This is a genomic window from Lactobacillus xujianguonis, assembly GCF_004009905.1.
In the GTDB taxonomy this organism is placed as follows: Bacteria; Bacillota; Bacilli; order Lactobacillales; family Lactobacillaceae; genus Lactobacillus; species Lactobacillus xujianguonis.
The window spans coordinates 1-13377 of sequence record NZ_ML136881.1 but is presented as its reverse complement, the minus strand read 5'-3'; the positions used below and the strand labels follow the sequence as shown (position 1 = coordinate 13377).

Annotated in this window: 18 protein-coding genes; 10 read left to right on the top strand and 8 right to left on the bottom strand. The window is 37.1% G+C overall.

Annotated features, from left to right (window positions below; genetic code table 11):
- Positions 1–131: 131 nt before the first annotated feature.
- Complete coding sequence (locus tag EJK17_RS05730; RefSeq protein ID WP_103661549.1) at positions 132–482, top strand: hypothetical protein; 351 nt, start codon at positions 132–134, stop codon at positions 480–482.
- 172 nt (positions 483–654) lie between these two features.
- Positions 655–1020: a pyridoxamine 5'-phosphate oxidase family protein gene (locus tag EJK17_RS05725; RefSeq protein ID WP_103661548.1), complete on the top strand. Its 366-nt coding sequence runs from the start codon at positions 655–657 to the stop codon at positions 1018–1020.
- A gap of 65 nt (positions 1021–1085) precedes the next feature.
- Here the strand turns inward: EJK17_RS05725 and EJK17_RS05720 are convergent, their stop codons facing one another.
- Complete coding sequence (locus EJK17_RS05720) at positions 1086–2036, bottom strand: DNA/RNA non-specific endonuclease (protein ID WP_103661547.1); 951 nt, start codon at positions 2034–2036, stop codon at positions 1086–1088.
- A 141-nt stretch (positions 2037–2177) separates the two neighbouring features.
- Between EJK17_RS05720 and EJK17_RS05715 the strand changes: the two genes are divergently transcribed.
- The 5 genes from EJK17_RS05715 (at position 2178) to EJK17_RS05695 (ending at position 8042) form a co-directional block, all read left to right on the top strand.
- On the top strand, positions 2178–3548 hold the full coding sequence (locus EJK17_RS05715; RefSeq protein ID WP_127796273.1) for a DHA2 family efflux MFS transporter permease subunit: 1371 nt from the start codon (positions 2178–2180) through the stop codon (positions 3546–3548).
- 143 nt (positions 3549–3691) lie between these two features.
- Positions 3692–5722, top strand: coding sequence for a right-handed parallel beta-helix repeat-containing protein (locus EJK17_RS05710; protein ID WP_127796272.1), 2031 nt, complete (start codon positions 3692–3694; stop codon positions 5720–5722).
- Between the two features lie 12 nt (positions 5723–5734).
- On the top strand, positions 5735–5998 hold the full coding sequence (locus EJK17_RS05705; protein ID WP_103661544.1) for a glycoside hydrolase family 3 C-terminal domain-containing protein: 264 nt from the start codon (positions 5735–5737) through the stop codon (positions 5996–5998).
- 83 nt (positions 5999–6081) lie between these two features.
- Positions 6082–7515, top strand: coding sequence for a hypothetical protein (locus EJK17_RS05700; RefSeq protein WP_127796271.1), 1434 nt, complete (start codon positions 6082–6084; stop codon positions 7513–7515).
- Between the two features lie 29 nt (positions 7516–7544).
- The gene (locus tag EJK17_RS05695) at positions 7545–8042 is read left to right on the top strand and encodes a histidine phosphatase family protein (RefSeq protein ID WP_246011972.1); all 498 of its coding nucleotides are present in this window, start codon (positions 7545–7547) and stop codon (positions 8040–8042) included.
- Here the strand turns inward: EJK17_RS05695 and EJK17_RS12010 are convergent.
- The gene (locus tag EJK17_RS12010; protein WP_255409206.1) at positions 8039–8164 is read right to left on the bottom strand and encodes a hypothetical protein; all 126 of its coding nucleotides are present in this window, start codon (positions 8162–8164) and stop codon (positions 8039–8041) included. The two genes, EJK17_RS05695 and EJK17_RS12010, sit on opposite strands and share 4 nt — an antisense overlap.
- A 140-nt stretch (positions 8165–8304) precedes the next feature.
- Here EJK17_RS12010 and EJK17_RS05690 point away from each other — a divergent pair, with 140 nt between their 5' ends.
- Positions 8305–8604, top strand: a complete 300-nt coding sequence (locus EJK17_RS05690) for a hypothetical protein (RefSeq protein WP_103662639.1) — start codon at positions 8305–8307, stop codon at positions 8602–8604.
- A gap of 228 nt (positions 8605–8832) precedes the next feature.
- On the opposite strand, the gene EJK17_RS05685 is transcribed toward EJK17_RS05690, so the two are convergent.
- The 6 genes from EJK17_RS05685 to EJK17_RS05655 all read right to left on the bottom strand — a co-directional run bounded on the left by EJK17_RS05685 (position 8833) and on the right by EJK17_RS05655 (position 12573).
- Positions 8833–10032 carry a tyrosine-type recombinase/integrase gene (locus EJK17_RS05685; RefSeq protein ID WP_103662638.1) on the bottom strand — a complete coding sequence of 400 codons (1200 nt, stop codon included), beginning with the start codon at positions 10030–10032 and terminating at the stop codon, positions 8833–8835.
- 505 nt (positions 10033–10537) lie between these two features.
- A complete protein-coding gene (locus EJK17_RS05675) occupies positions 10538–10807 on the bottom strand; it encodes a hypothetical protein (RefSeq protein WP_103662636.1) in 270 nt (89 codons plus the stop codon).
- A gap of 34 nt (positions 10808–10841) precedes the next feature.
- The gene (locus EJK17_RS05670; RefSeq protein WP_103662635.1) at positions 10842–11201 is read right to left on the bottom strand and encodes a hypothetical protein; all 360 of its coding nucleotides are present in this window, start codon (positions 11199–11201) and stop codon (positions 10842–10844) included.
- A 16-nt stretch (positions 11202–11217) separates the two neighbouring features.
- Positions 11218–11706: an SHOCT domain-containing protein gene (locus tag EJK17_RS05665; RefSeq protein WP_201738283.1), complete on the bottom strand. Its 489-nt coding sequence runs from the start codon at positions 11704–11706 to the stop codon at positions 11218–11220.
- A gap of 66 nt (positions 11707–11772) precedes the next feature.
- On the bottom strand, positions 11773–12189 hold the full coding sequence (locus EJK17_RS05660; RefSeq protein WP_201738282.1) for an ImmA/IrrE family metallo-endopeptidase: 417 nt from the start codon (positions 12187–12189) through the stop codon (positions 11773–11775).
- A 30-nt stretch (positions 12190–12219) separates the two neighbouring features.
- Positions 12220–12573 (bottom strand): helix-turn-helix domain-containing protein, encoded by a 354-nt coding sequence (locus EJK17_RS05655; RefSeq protein WP_103662634.1) that lies wholly within the window; start codon positions 12571–12573, stop codon positions 12220–12222.
- 147 nt (positions 12574–12720) lie between these two features.
- Between EJK17_RS05655 and EJK17_RS05650 the strand changes: the two genes are divergently transcribed.
- Together EJK17_RS05650 and EJK17_RS05645 are read left to right on the top strand one after the other, a co-directional pair.
- The gene (locus EJK17_RS05650) at positions 12721–12921 is read left to right on the top strand and encodes a helix-turn-helix transcriptional regulator (protein WP_103662633.1); all 201 of its coding nucleotides are present in this window, start codon (positions 12721–12723) and stop codon (positions 12919–12921) included.
- A 180-nt stretch (positions 12922–13101) separates the two neighbouring features.
- A complete protein-coding gene (locus EJK17_RS05645; protein ID WP_127796269.1) occupies positions 13102–13299 on the top strand; it encodes a hypothetical protein in 198 nt (65 codons plus the stop codon).
- Positions 13300–13377 lie beyond the last annotated feature (78 nt).

The window sequence follows — 13377 nt, the reverse complement described above, 5'->3', positions numbered from 1 at the left end:
AGCACTACGTGCTTTAATTCGGTTCTACACTATCTCGGCTATTTCTCGAGAAGTTTCTTCCCACTTACTTTTTTCTTCTTAATTTTCGGCAATAAAAGGTCTATACTGGTCCCGTAGGAAAGAGGATTTCAATGATCGATATTTATAATGAAAAATTGGAAAAATATGACGACGGTACCAGACATGTTTTTACCGCCACTTTTTTACAACCGAATGACCGGCAAGCTATATTTACTGATTTAAAGGTTGATAGTATGGATGAAGTAGTAGTGAACAAGATTGCGATGCACTACACGAAAGCATTTAAGGATTTAGATTTAAATCCTGGCGATGTCATTCAATTCGAAGGTTTAGTTAAGAAAGATAATCAAGGTGGCTTCTCTGTTGAGCGGCCAACTCAAGCAGAAAAGATTCAAGCTGCACCAGCTCCAGATTCAAATGTTCATGTGATGGGCAATGACTGGAACTGGTTTGAAAACTAGCATTTACCGGCGCTAATTCTAAAAAACGGATAGCGTCTTTTTTTGTTAAAAAATTTAGTCTCAAATTATTTATTAAAAAAGTCAATTTTCTTGACTTAAATCAATTATCTGAGATAACATATCTTATATACTTAATGTACAAAGTTAAGAACAGAAAGGAACTTTAAATATTATGAAGAAATTAGACTCAAACAAACTTACTCAAGAACAACAAGACTTTTTCGCAAACCACCTTGCATTCTTATCAACTGTAGATGCTAACGGTGAACCACAAGTTGGTCCTAAGCAATCAATGAAGGTGCTTGATGAAGGTCACTTGACTTACCTTGAAAAGACTAAGGCACATGCATATGACAACATTAAGAACGGCTCAAAAGTAGCTGTTGTAGTTGCTGACAAGCCAAGTCACACTAACGTAAGAGTTAAGGGTACTGCTCATGTGCACGAAAATGACGAATACGCACAAAAGGTTAACGGCAGTGATGATGCTAAGAACCCATACGTTGTAGTCATCGATATTGAAGAAATTGATGCTTAATTATAAAAGATATAGATATAGAAAAGCTTCGATCACAGTTGATCGAAGCTTTTTTCGTATATTTGTTATCTCAATGATTTTCGATATACAGCAGCGCGGGCAGCAGCTTCAGATTTGAAGTAAACTGCATTGGCTGAACTCATATGATAATTTTGACCATTAGCAACATGGTAAATCTTGGAACGCTTATTACCAATTATCCGGTAGTTAGCAGTACTGATTCTACCAGCTTGATGATGGATTACTCGCTTTTTGGCTTTACGAGCATGACGCACTTTTTTGTGCGTCTTTTTTATTTTCGCAACAGCCTGTTGTCCGCTCTTTTTAACCTTACTGGTCCCAGTCTTATAATTAAGGACCATTCCAGGTTGTTCGTTAAAGATGAAAACATTGAAGTGAATACTATTATCACCAATGGATTGTGCTTCCATCTCCACACCGTTGGCCAACAAATTATTACTTTGATAAATTGGCGTTACGCGGTAACGAACATAGTGCTTACCAGATCTGCGAATGTAGTCGGCAACTTTGTCTTCATACTTGAGCATATCCGGATCATTTAGTTCACGGGTTCCCGTAATCAAATTCCGGGGATTGTTGTTTTGTCCAGTTAATTGATAACCGATCAGGTGACAGCGATTGTAAAGCCAGCCACCCTTAATTCTCTTATTATGCCAACCAGTTGGATCCCAAGTTAAGGCTTGTCTTTGACTATGTGGCATTAACTTCTTATTGAGCAAGGCATTAGCGGTGTGAGCACGATTTAAATAATCGAGTTCACTGAAATGTTGCCAAGGACCATGCTTTTTTGATTTCGTTTTCTTAGAAAACTGCGGCTTATTATGATCAACGGTCACAATCTCTTGTTTATGGAATTTCAAATGAGAAAGTGACTTATCACTATAACTTTGAGCTGCAACAGGAGCTTGATTTGGCTTAGCTAAAAAGTTAGCTGAAGACAAACCCAGAGCAGCGATTAACGAGACGGCAAATCGTAGAAATTTTTTATGTTTCATTTTTCTTTTCCTCTGAGTATTACACGATAACAACTTAATTATAGTCCATTACTCAGAGAAAAAATCCTAAATTCTATTTGTTTTCTTGGTGGTCAATCTGCTTTAATAGATAGGTGGTTTTTTAAAGGAATGAATAGTTTTATGTCGAGAAAACAGAGTTTTGTTTTAATTATCATGATTATTGGAACTTTCTTCGGAGTCATGTGTTCAACGATGACTAATTTGGCCTTACCGGTCTTAATGAAAGTTTTCCATATTAGTTCAAGTCGGGTGCAATGGGTAAGTAATGGCTACCTCTTAGTGAATGCGATTATGATTCCCGTTAGTGCGCATTTGATTAAGAAGTATTCCTATAAGTGGTTGTTTGTCTTCTTCACTGCCTTATTTGGCGTTGGAACTATCTTAGGAGCTGTTGCCAATAGTTTTCCCATGTTAGTTCTTGGGCGGATGATTCAAGCGATGGGAACCGGGATCATGATGCCGCTAGTTAACGTGATGGCGATGAATTATGCTGCTAAAGGTAAGCAGGGGCAAGTGATGGGTTTAGTTGGATTAGCCTTTAACTTTTCACCAATTATTGGGCCATCAATTTCAGGGATTATTTTGGACAATCTTAGTTGGCGGTACTTGTTCATTTTAATTTTGCCATTCACGATTTTGACTTTGATCTTTTCAATCTGGTTAATGCCGAATATTGCCAAGAGTCAACAAGGAAAATTCAATTATTGGGGCATGGTATCTTGTTCACTTGGACTGTGGTTCTTGCTGGATAGTTTTTCCAACTTCGGCACCTTGCCAATTATGAGTTTTCAAGTGCTCGGTTCATTTATCATTGGGGTAATCTTTTTGATTATTTTTGTAGTTACTCAATGGCCAAGCAAGACCCCATTTGTTAACTTGCATGTTTTTGAAAATAAGCAATTCCGGATTGCGACAATCATTAACTGTCTTTTGGTTGCTACCATGTATGGCAATACTATCTTGTTACCGTTGCTAATTCAGGACGTCATGCACGACAGTGCTTTTGTCACTGGTTTGGTTATTTTGCCAGGGGCAATTTCAACAGGGATTCTTTCACCGATTTCAGGAAAATTGTTTGATAAGTATCCAGTCCGTTGGATGGTTACTTACGGCTTAATCGTTGACTTGTTTGGGACTGCGATGCAGGCCTTCTTCGGTGTTCACAGTGGCGCCGTTTTCGCAGCTTTTTGGCAATGGGTGCGCCAATTTGGAATTGTCATGTTACTGATTCCTTTGCAGACGCAGGCTTTAGCCATTACTAAGAAAGAATTATTGCCTGATGCCGTGGCGATGTATAATACCACGCGCATGATTGCTGCTAGTTTTGGCATGGCCTTCGTAGTAGCGATGGTCAATGTTGCAGATGCCCATTTTCACATTGGAATTTCACAAGTCGGGATTCAAGTTGGTTTTATGACTTGTTTCGTCATTTTACTGATTGCCTTAGTGTTTGCTCAATTTTTGCGGACTGATCGTAAGGAATTTGCTTAAGTTAGGTGTTAGTTTAGTAGAACTAGTCTATAATTGAGTTTATAAAGTAAAAAATGATAACTAAAATTACATATTGATTTGGAAGGGATGAATGTAGGGCAAACTATGTTCATCTCTTTTTTGGAAATTGAGGTGATTTCCTGATGAAAATTTATGTTAATCAACAAGTTCAATTTAATGGGGATGGAACTAAACAGCATCCCTTCAAGCTGATACAATCGGCAGCTAATATCGCACAAGCAGGTGATACGGTTTTAGTTTATCCTGGTGTTTATCACGAAAATGTTAATCCCAAATATGCGGGTACCGCTGATCAACGTATTACCTATCAATCGGTTATTCCTAAAAAAGCGGTAATTACAGGAGCTGAGCGCATTACTAATTGGCAGAAAATTAATGATCAAGTTTGGCAGGTAATAATTCCCAACTCCTTCTTTACTGAGCGTAACCCTTATACAACTAGAATTTTTGGCGACTGGTTTAATAATGATTCCTTAGCTCATACCGGTGAAGTTTACTTGAATGACCAAGCTTTGTATGAAGTGGATAGTTTAGCAAAAGTTGAAAACCCAGAGAAGAATAATGCTTCATGGCATCCCGAAGACACTATTTACACTTGGTTTACTCAGCAAGATAAAGCAGAAGATGCGACGATTATTTGGGCTAACTTTCAAGGCAAGAATCCTAATCTTGAACAGGTTGAAATCAATGTCAGAAAGAGTTGCTTTTATCCGCAAGAAGAGGGCATTAGCTATCTAACTTTGAATGGTTTTACCATTACGAAAGCTGCGACTCAATGGGCACCACCAACTGCTTATCAAGAAGGTATGGTTGGTCCTCACTGGTCAAAAGGCTGGATCATTGAAAACTGTGATCTATCACACTCAAAATGTGCTGGTATTTCCTTAGGCAAGTATTTCCAAGCCAACAATGACAATAAGTGGTCCAAATGGAAATATAAAGATGGAACCCAGACTGAGCGGGATGCAATTTGCCAAGCCTCTTATGAAGGTTGGGACAAAGAACATGTTGGCTCACATTTAATTAGTCATAATGTGATCCATGACTGTGGTCAGACGGGAATTGTTGGCCATTTAGGCGCTGTTTTCTCTACCATCGCAGATAATGAAATTTACAATATCAATATTCGACGTAATTTAAGTGGTGCTGAAATTGCGGGAATCAAACTACATGCCGCAATTGACGTGATCATTCGCCATAATTATATTCATGATTGTACTCGTGGCCTTTGGCTTGATTGGCAAGCACAAGGTACACGTATTACGCAAAATATTTTTGACTGCAATAGCTTACCGTTTAGCTTTAAAGTAACTAAGCAGAATGCGAGTCAATATCTTGATGGCCTAGGTGAGGATATTTGGATTGAACTCTCTCATGGTCCAACCTTGCTCGATAATAATATCTTCTTGTCTGACCGCTCGATTCGTTTTGCGACAGAAGGGGTTGCTTGCGTGCATAACTTATTTGCTGGAGTAATTACGGCAGTAGGTAAAGGAACCAATAATAATGCGCAGACTTTGCCATCTAATCGATATTCGCCATATCATCAGGCTCATGATACTCAAGTGGCAGGTTTCATGACCATCTTACATGGGGATGACAAGTTTTATAATAATGTGTTTGTGCAAGCAAAAACTCGACCCGAAATGAAAGAGCTGGCGCGAATTTCTCAGAGTGGGCCGAATGATTGGGATGATAATAACTTAATTGCGGGAACTAGTGAATTTGATGCTTTTCCGACTTTTGAAAAATGGCAAAAACAATTTACTGAACCCAATCCTGATCCAGACCGCTATTATAAGCATTTACCAGTGTGGATTAAGGAAAATGTTTATCTTAATGGTGCGAAGTCTTACCAACATGAAGTCGAGCCACTGTTTTTGCCTGAAAAAGTTTTTGTGAAGCTTGAAAGAAATGAACATGGCTTATTCCTGCGGACCAATTTGGATAAAGTTTTGCAACGAGCAACCTGTGATCCAGTTTCAACCCAATCTATTCCGATGGCTTTTGAATCAGAAGAGAAATATGAGAATCCTGATGGTTCGCCAATTACATTTAATACTGATGTCTTTGGTAATTTGCGTTCAGGGACAGAGGTAATGGCGGGGCCATTTATTAGCAGTTTTGATCAGACAAAGTCATTATTTAATTAATGGAGGAATCGCATGCAAAGAATTACAACTGATAAAATTCAAGATTTTGAAATTAAGCATGAAGAAATTGTCAGAAAAGGTGCACCTGAAAGCATGGTGCTCCTCAAAAATGAAGGAGTTTTACCATTAAAAGACTGTCATCGAGTAGCTTTATACGGTAGTGGTGCCCGAAATACGATTAAAGGTGGTACTGGCTCAGGAGATGTCAATGTGCGCCACTTTGTCACCGTTGAAGAAGGCTTTAATGAAAAACGCCCGAAAATCCCCGTATTTTAATGCGGGGATTTTCGGGCGTTTTTCATTAAAACAATTTATAATAGAAGAAATAAGATTATTGATAAATACACAAGGTGAACAATATGAAAAAACAAATATTGGCTACTGCAGTGATCAGTGCCGCATTGCTAGGCTTTTCAGCTAATCAAGCACAAGCTGCAACAATTTCTGTGTCAAGTCACGGAACTAGTTACCTTAGAAAGGGCAACACTTATAAACTTCATTTGAAAGAAGCAGGTAGAGTCAGAATTACGACCAAAGCTAAATACAAGTTGGGTAATTCAATTGACTGGAACTGCATCCCTTATAAGACTAGCAGAAAGAATACCAAAGAGTTTTACTTGCGCGCAGGTAATTATAAGTTGACGACTAGTAGTAAATCTGCGAAAAGTTTCAAGACTAGTTTTACCAAGTTAACAAAAATCAGAAAGCAAATTGATGATTACCCAATTTATAAGAAAGATTGGCCAATTCATAATCCTGCTAAGATTAAATTAGGCCAAGAGGTAAAAGGCTTCACCGATTTGTTCAAGAGTTACCGCAATGGCGGGGTGCATTACTACCAATTTACTTTAACTAAACCGCAAAAGGTGACATTGACCATGTCAGGGATGCCGCTTTATACCGGCAAGGCTAGTAGCAATGTTAGTGATACTAATGTCAGCCTTGATCCGCAAATGAGATATACTTTTGACCCAAGTAATTTCAAGGTTAAGGGTGAAGCGTACAATCAAAAGCATGTCTGGTACCTTGATGAAGGAACTTACCGCATGAGCGTCAGTGTTCGAGGCCGGTTTGACTTTAAGTTAGCTGGCGAAGACACTGATCAATTGCCTTGTCAAGGTAAGATTACAGCTGCCAAATCTACCAAAGATGGTCTACAAGTAGATTATGATCAAGCTGAAGGTGCAGAGAACTACAGCCTTTACCTTTACAACAATCCTTTCAAGAATAAATTATCAGATCAAACCTCACCAATTTATCGTAATTGGTTAATTCAAAACAATGATTTGAGTCAAACGATTAAAACTAACTACTTAGTTAATGGGGTTACTTACCAGTTAGCTGTCCGTGGAGAAAAAGAAGTTGCTGGTTCAGGGAAAGTTTATGGTCCAGTTTCTGAACCATACAGTTTTACTTACTACGCTCCTTTAGGTAAGAATCATCAAGTTCCGGCTATGCCAAATCTGAAGGTAAGTTACTATGATGATCACGGTAGTGACGAGCCATATATTGATCTTGACTGGCAAAAGCAAGTCGACATTGATAGTTACGAAGTTGCTTTCCGCGTAAAGGGTCAAAAAGAATGGACCACTTTCTTTAGCAAGCAACAGGGCGGCGAACAAATTGATAACTCAGAAGATAAGGATAATATTTGCTACTTCACTAAGGGCAAAACTTATGAAGTCAAAGTTCGCGCTTTACGGAGTAATTTAAAGAGTCCTTGGTCTGCAGTTAAAACGGCAACAGTTACGGTAACTCCAGCGGGAAAGATGGTGACAGTGATAATGATCTGACTGTAGCTGGTGTTGCAGGAGTTGAGAAAGTGGCACCTTATCTTAATGAGGCGCAGTTTGATATAGTTTTTGCTAGTACCTTGCAACGTGCGTATAAAACTGCAAAAATTTTGACCAAAGGGAAGAAGAAAATTATTAAAGATTCAAGATTACTTGAGCTGCGCATGGGTACTTGGAAGAAAGATGTGGAGTATGCTGATTGTTTCAACCAGCTTGGGGATGTTCAAAGCAACTATGTGAAATTTGCCGATGGCGCCGAAAGCTTTGCTGAAATTAAAGCACGGTGTCAGAGTTTCTTAGCTGATTTGAAGCAAAATCATGCTGGTCAAACCGTGTTAGTCGCTGTGCATGGCATTCTTTTGCGAGCAATGATGTCGGTGATCTTTGATCAAGAAATGAATGATATTACCAATTTAAAGAATGTTGGATTTATCGAAGTTTATTTTGATGAGAAGTACGAATTTAAGCCATTTTTGCGCAACTATAATTCGACCTTGCCACAGTACTATGGGAGGAAGAGAATTTAATGGTCTATTTCTTTTCCGGCATTAGACTTATTTTCTAGTCTAGAAGTAAACCTTTTTTGAACGCAATATGATTTTTCGCTGGTAAATAATTTTAGAAGGTGCTTTAAAGCTTTCTTTTTCATAATTCGATCTCCTTATATTTAGTAAACTAGAAAGATTATAAATCTTTATTTAAAAAAGTGATTTCTTAAAATCCTAGACAAGCGCTTACATTGAAATAATGTTATCATGAATGTGAGAAATCAATTGAAAGGAAATAGTTATGACAGATAAAGAAATTCTTAAAGAGATTGAAACTAAAATTAAGGCTTCAGATAATTGGAGTGTTTATCACCACTTGACTGATAATTTGGGTTCTCCAGCAATCATGTTACGAGAGACCAATACAAGTGCAAACGACTTGGGCGTCAACATTGATATTTTTAAGGGCAACGTTTATCTATTCCTTGATAACGGAACGCCAGCTGAGCCAGGCAAGCCACTTTCAGTTCAAACAAGTGACGGTGTTGAAGCTTTACAAGAATTGCTTGATATCGTAGGTCCATATATTAAGAGAGATTAATCTATTCCGTGCATTAATTTGCACGGCTTTTTATTTAGAAAATTTTGCAAAGTCATGTAATTTATAGTTTAATCTAAAATGAAATGGCTTAAGACTGGGATCTTTTTAGTATTCTCCACGTATGTGGAGGTAATTAATAATTTAGAGAAGTGCAGTAGTATCAACGTTTAGCGATGCTAATGCGCTTTTATTTTGCAAATTTACGTAAAGTCTACGTAAAAGTGACCGTTAAAAGTCTAAATTATTGATTGATCCTTTAATATCTTTCTTTTGTTTTTCTGTTACGTGCGTGTAAATTTCCATAGCCGTTTTTGAAGTTCTGTGACCTAGAATGAATTGGACATCTTTAGGTGTAATATTTTCCTTACCATCATAAAGCAGTGTGGCAAGTGTGTGTCTTAATCCGTGAGGAGTTATTCTGCGTAATGGTTTTTTAGGATCATCTGGGTGTTCAGCATTCCATTTTTGACATCTTTTTTCATCAAAATTATATAGGGATCTAATCCATATTCCTGGTGCCGGTGCCCAGTTATAGCTACCTAAACTATTAGGGAATACCCATTCATAGTTAATGCCCTTATTCTCACAATCTTGCTTGTAATCTATCAACACTTGATATAAGTTATCAGACATTGGCACAAGGTGATGAACGCCATTTTTTACATCATCGATTGTCTTATGCCCATTTTCATCTTTAGCAACCGTTCTTTGGATCATAACTGCTTTGCGTTCAAAGTCAATATCAGACCATTTAAGGGCTAAAGCTTCACCACGTCTGCAACCAAGTGAAGCTACGGTTAAAAAGTAAGTATATTTTTTTATACTGTAGGCTTTTGCTACTTCTAAAAATTGCTTTAACTCGTCAAGTTCATAAAAATTGTTAGAGGTATCTCTTCCAACCTTTGCTGATTTTTTAGGAATTAAAACATAGTCAAACGGATTTTCATCACACCAATGCCTAAATTTAGCATAGGAGATTAGGCGCTGTAATTGATTAATTATTCGTTTATAACTAATGTATTCTGCAGCCAAATCGTTAACATACTTCTGTATGTGATCTGGCAAAATATTATCAATGAAGTTATTACCAAATTCTGGTTCAGTGTGATTTTTCCATATATCTTGATGGTTATTAATAGTGGATCCCCGAACCTCTAACTTCATGTTTTCTAGCCAAACAGCATACACTTCAGCAACAGTTTTACGTCCTTTCTTAATTTCAAGCTTGTTAGAAATTGCTGCTGGTCCTTGTGCCTTTAGCTGGTTACGGAGCAGTTCAGCTTCTTTTCTGGATTTAAGCTTACTTCTAGTAACTTTAACTGGCTTGCCTGTTTCTGGGTTTGTCCCAACGTAAGTCTTTAGCCGGAAGTATGTTTGACCATTCTTTAAAGTATATTGAGTGATTTCTGGGTCTTTTCTTCTAGGCATAGTTTTCACCTCCTTTCCATTAAAACGAATGTTCTTTGAATCTGTATAAATAAAGCCTACTAGCCAGTTCTGACAGCAGGCTTTTTATGTGCTATGATGAATTTACTTTTAATTAGGATGGGTGATTTAAATGAAATTAAGTGAAGAATATGAACTAGATTATTCAGGCATAGTTTTTAATGACAAATATAGGCATGTAAGTCATGTAGTACTAGATTCACAACAGACATGGGCTATTTTATCCTTGCTTAAAAAATGCACGGAAGTAGGTTCGCCCCAAAAGCTGTTGGAACAATTACAGAAGGAACTTTCAAATGAAAGATGATATTGAAGATATAAAGATATATGTAAAAATTATTTTTTATGAATTTCAAGTTGCAATTGGACTTTGGATAAGCCATCTTTTAATTGACTTCTTATTTCATTAATTCCAGTGTAAAAAGTGGGTAAATCCTGCGATAGCTAAGCCAACTACTACAGGAATTACAATTGCAACAACTGTTTTTCAAAAAATCTTTTTAATTTTATTGCCTAATTTTTTTGAAGTGTGGTCTTTAATGTATTGTTGCCCTTTATCGGTAATATAGTAACCAGTAATTGTTGGACTACCATTAACAAATGCTTCATTTATATCAACGAGGCCTTGTTGATGGAGCTTCATAATCATCATAACTTCGTCGTTGTTACCATCAAAAACAGCGAAAGCGTCTTTATTCTTTAACTGATGAATTTTCCCATCATTAATTGATTGCAAGAACTCTAAAATCTGATTCATTTTATATCCTTTCCGCCGCCTCCGGGCGGTTTTTTTATTTGAGCTTATACCATGAACTATCATTCAAGCGCTTATCTACTGTATAAGTTACTTTGCTGTGACGACGTGGCTTTAAATACCAACCAAAATCTGTACCGGTTCTCCAAATATAAACGGTTGTGCCTTTTGCTACATAGTAATTATCTGAAATCGTGCTTTTGTATCTAGGAATACGCAAGTGAATTTTTGCGACATTAATGCGTTTAGTGATTTTAACTTTACGATAGCCTCTAGCATAACTAACGGCGGCAAGTTTGCTAATGGCTTGCACCGGTTGAGCAGGTGTGGCAACAGCACCAACGCCACCAGCTAACATTACAGAAGCTAAAGCAGTAATTAAAATTCGATGTTTCATTGCTGTAGCCTTTCTTTTAAAGATCTAATAATTGTTTCTTCTTAGCTTCAAATTCTTCCTGAGTAATAGTTCCTTCATCAGCTAGTTTCTTTAATTTAGCGATTTCATCGGCAGGGTTAGTAGTGTTAATTTGTTGAGCAGGCTGTGGTTTGTGTGCTTCATCAATTTTATTTTGAATGAAGTCTTTTAATTCAGCCATTTCTTTATTCTTACCGTTTCTAAATGGTACGGCTGTTGCACTACCGTAAGCGGTAAAGGCAGTTGTTGGATCTAATCCGCCAAGACCACCGTTGTGTTGTGGACCACTTACAGTATTTAATTCAAGTTTGCCGCCAAACACTGTTGATTTTCTGTAAGAAATAGAGGCAATAGCCCAATAGGGAATTTTAGTTGCTCCAAGTTTTCCACGATTTGCCAAGTTTCTTAAACCTTTTCTAGTAATTGTTACACCAGTGTCATCAGCATCAATAATTGTATGTTCTGGTATTTTGATTTCTACTTTCATATTGCTTATATCCTCCAAAATAGATATTACCGTAGGTTTATAGTCGCTGGCGTCGTGGACTAGTTACTATGCAACATTGTTTAATAGGTAGTAGCATTCTTGCGGAATGCCGAAGCATCTAGCAAACTGGTAAATGTTGCTGAAATTAAATTCGTTTTCATCGCAGTATTTTTGCAGCAGCTTAATTGCAAAGATATTCTCACGTGCTTCACCACTGTATCTGGTTTTGTCATTTAAATTGAAATAAGCCTCATATTCATGCAGAACATGTCCTATTTCATGAGCTAAAAGAAAAGGCGTTTGAGTAGGAAAAGGCCAATTGGCATTCATGATGATTAATTTTCCAGGCTCGTTATAACTAACGGAAGGGGCATATGCTGGAAGCTTATTAGTAAATTCAACACCAATATGACAATCAAATATCGCATAGTTCATTAGGTATCGCATTAATTGATCGTAGTTTTGGCGCGTTTCCAGTGACATATCTTCTATAGATGTAATAATCATAATTATCTACTCGTTCTTATTAAGCATTTCAGGATGACGCTTGAAGTAGCCCTTTGCTATATCTGCATAAGTGCTTTTTAATTCGTCAGGTAATTTGCCACCGTAGGGCATCGGCATGTCCAGATCTGACCATGTAAGAGCTGTATCAGAATTTGGAGCTTGACCATTGACACCTGCTAAATAATCAAAACTAACGTTAAGCTTTTGAGCTAAGGTTTTTAGTGTCTCGATTGATGGCTCATTTCTCCCTAATTCCCAGCCGGATACAGTTGTTGATTTAACATTTAGCAGTTCTGCTAATTCTTTTTGAGTATAGTGTTTATTAGTTCGTGCGTTTTTAATACGCTCAGCTAGATTCATAGGATTACCTCCTTACGCGTATCAACTAGGTTTCTATGCTTTGAGTATAGAGCATTTACACAAAAAAACTAGAAAAGTAGTTAAAAAGTGTTGCATAAATACGAATCGTGTACTATACTTTATGTGTAATCGGAAGGAGGCAAAGATATGAAATTCACAGTTAAGCAAGCACGTGAGTATCGAAATTTAACTCAACGTGAAGCGGCTAAGCAACTGGGAATAGCCCTAGCAACCTATCAAGGTTACGAATGGGGCGATGTGGAAATGAGAATCGGTATGGCAAAACGATTCGCTAAAATGGTCGAAATACCATTAGATCAACTTATTTTTTACTCTAAGACTAGTTGATACGTGTAGTTAAAAAGAAAGGATGCAGCTTTGTGAGTAAGAAATTAGATAAAAGTATCAATCAATTAGATGACTTACAAAGTCTAATCTCAGATGCATTAATCCAAACAATGGACTTAAAAAAGACATTACAAAAGATTAATGACTTTGAGTTCACTAAGTAAGAAAGAGGGAAAGCAAATGGATAAAAAATTAATTTTAAAAGAGTTTAATCAATTAATCCAAAACCTGTCAGCTGTAGTTTCAGCAGAAGATGACAAAACATATAAGTCATATTCCAAACCGTTAATTGGAGTAATTAATGCAAAAAATGAGTTCTTATTCTGCAATCAAATTAATGACGAATACAAAAAAACAGACACAAGTCAGAGTAAATAGCTTGTATCTGTTTCATCAAATAATTAGTTGAATAACTCGTTAATCTTATCAACTAATTTGTCATCGAATGTGCTTGTA

Bases quoted from the DNA above. Each gene is read 5' to 3' on its own strand.
- EJK17_RS05730 (WP_103661549.1), top strand. From the start codon at position 132: ATGATCGATATTTATAATGAAAAATTGGAAAAATATGACGACGGTACC.
- EJK17_RS05725 (WP_103661548.1), top strand. From the start codon at position 655: ATGAAGAAATTAGACTCAAACAAACTTACTCAAGAACAACAAGACTTT.
- EJK17_RS05720 (WP_103661547.1), bottom strand. From the start codon at position 2,036: ATGAAACATAAAAAATTTCTACGATTTGCCGTCTCGTTAATCGCTGCT.
- EJK17_RS05715 (WP_127796273.1), top strand. From the start codon at position 2,178: ATGTCGAGAAAACAGAGTTTTGTTTTAATTATCATGATTATTGGAACT.
- EJK17_RS05710 (WP_127796272.1), top strand. From the start codon at position 3,692: ATGAAAATTTATGTTAATCAACAAGTTCAATTTAATGGGGATGGAACT.
- EJK17_RS05705 (WP_103661544.1), top strand. From the start codon at position 5,735: ATGCAAAGAATTACAACTGATAAAATTCAAGATTTTGAAATTAAGCAT.
- EJK17_RS05700 (WP_127796271.1), top strand. From the start codon at position 6,082: ATGAAAAAACAAATATTGGCTACTGCAGTGATCAGTGCCGCATTGCTA.
- EJK17_RS12010 (WP_255409206.1), bottom strand. From the start codon at position 8,164: ATGAAAAAGAAAGCTTTAAAGCACCTTCTAAAATTATTTACCAGCGAA.
- EJK17_RS05690 (WP_103662639.1), top strand. From the start codon at position 8,305: ATGACAGATAAAGAAATTCTTAAAGAGATTGAAACTAAAATTAAGGCT.
- EJK17_RS05685 (WP_103662638.1), bottom strand. From the start codon at position 10,032: ATGCCTAGAAGAAAAGACCCAGAAATCACTCAATATACTTTAAAGAAT.
- EJK17_RS05675 (WP_103662636.1), bottom strand. From the start codon at position 10,807: ATGAATCAGATTTTAGAGTTCTTGCAATCAATTAATGATGGGAAAATT.
- EJK17_RS05670 (WP_103662635.1), bottom strand. From the start codon at position 11,201: ATGAAACATCGAATTTTAATTACTGCTTTAGCTTCTGTAATGTTAGCT.
- EJK17_RS05665 (WP_201738283.1), bottom strand. From the start codon at position 11,706: ATGAAAGTAGAAATCAAAATACCAGAACATACAATTATTGATGCTGAT.
- EJK17_RS05660 (WP_201738282.1), bottom strand. From the start codon at position 12,189: ATGTCACTGGAAACGCGCCAAAACTACGATCAATTAATGCGATACCTA.
- EJK17_RS05655 (WP_103662634.1), bottom strand. From the start codon at position 12,573: ATGAATCTAGCTGAGCGTATTAAAAACGCACGAACTAATAAACACTAT.
- EJK17_RS05650 (WP_103662633.1), top strand. From the start codon at position 12,721: ATGAAATTCACAGTTAAGCAAGCACGTGAGTATCGAAATTTAACTCAA.
- EJK17_RS05645 (WP_127796269.1), top strand. From the start codon at position 13,102: ATGGATAAAAAATTAATTTTAAAAGAGTTTAATCAATTAATCCAAAAC.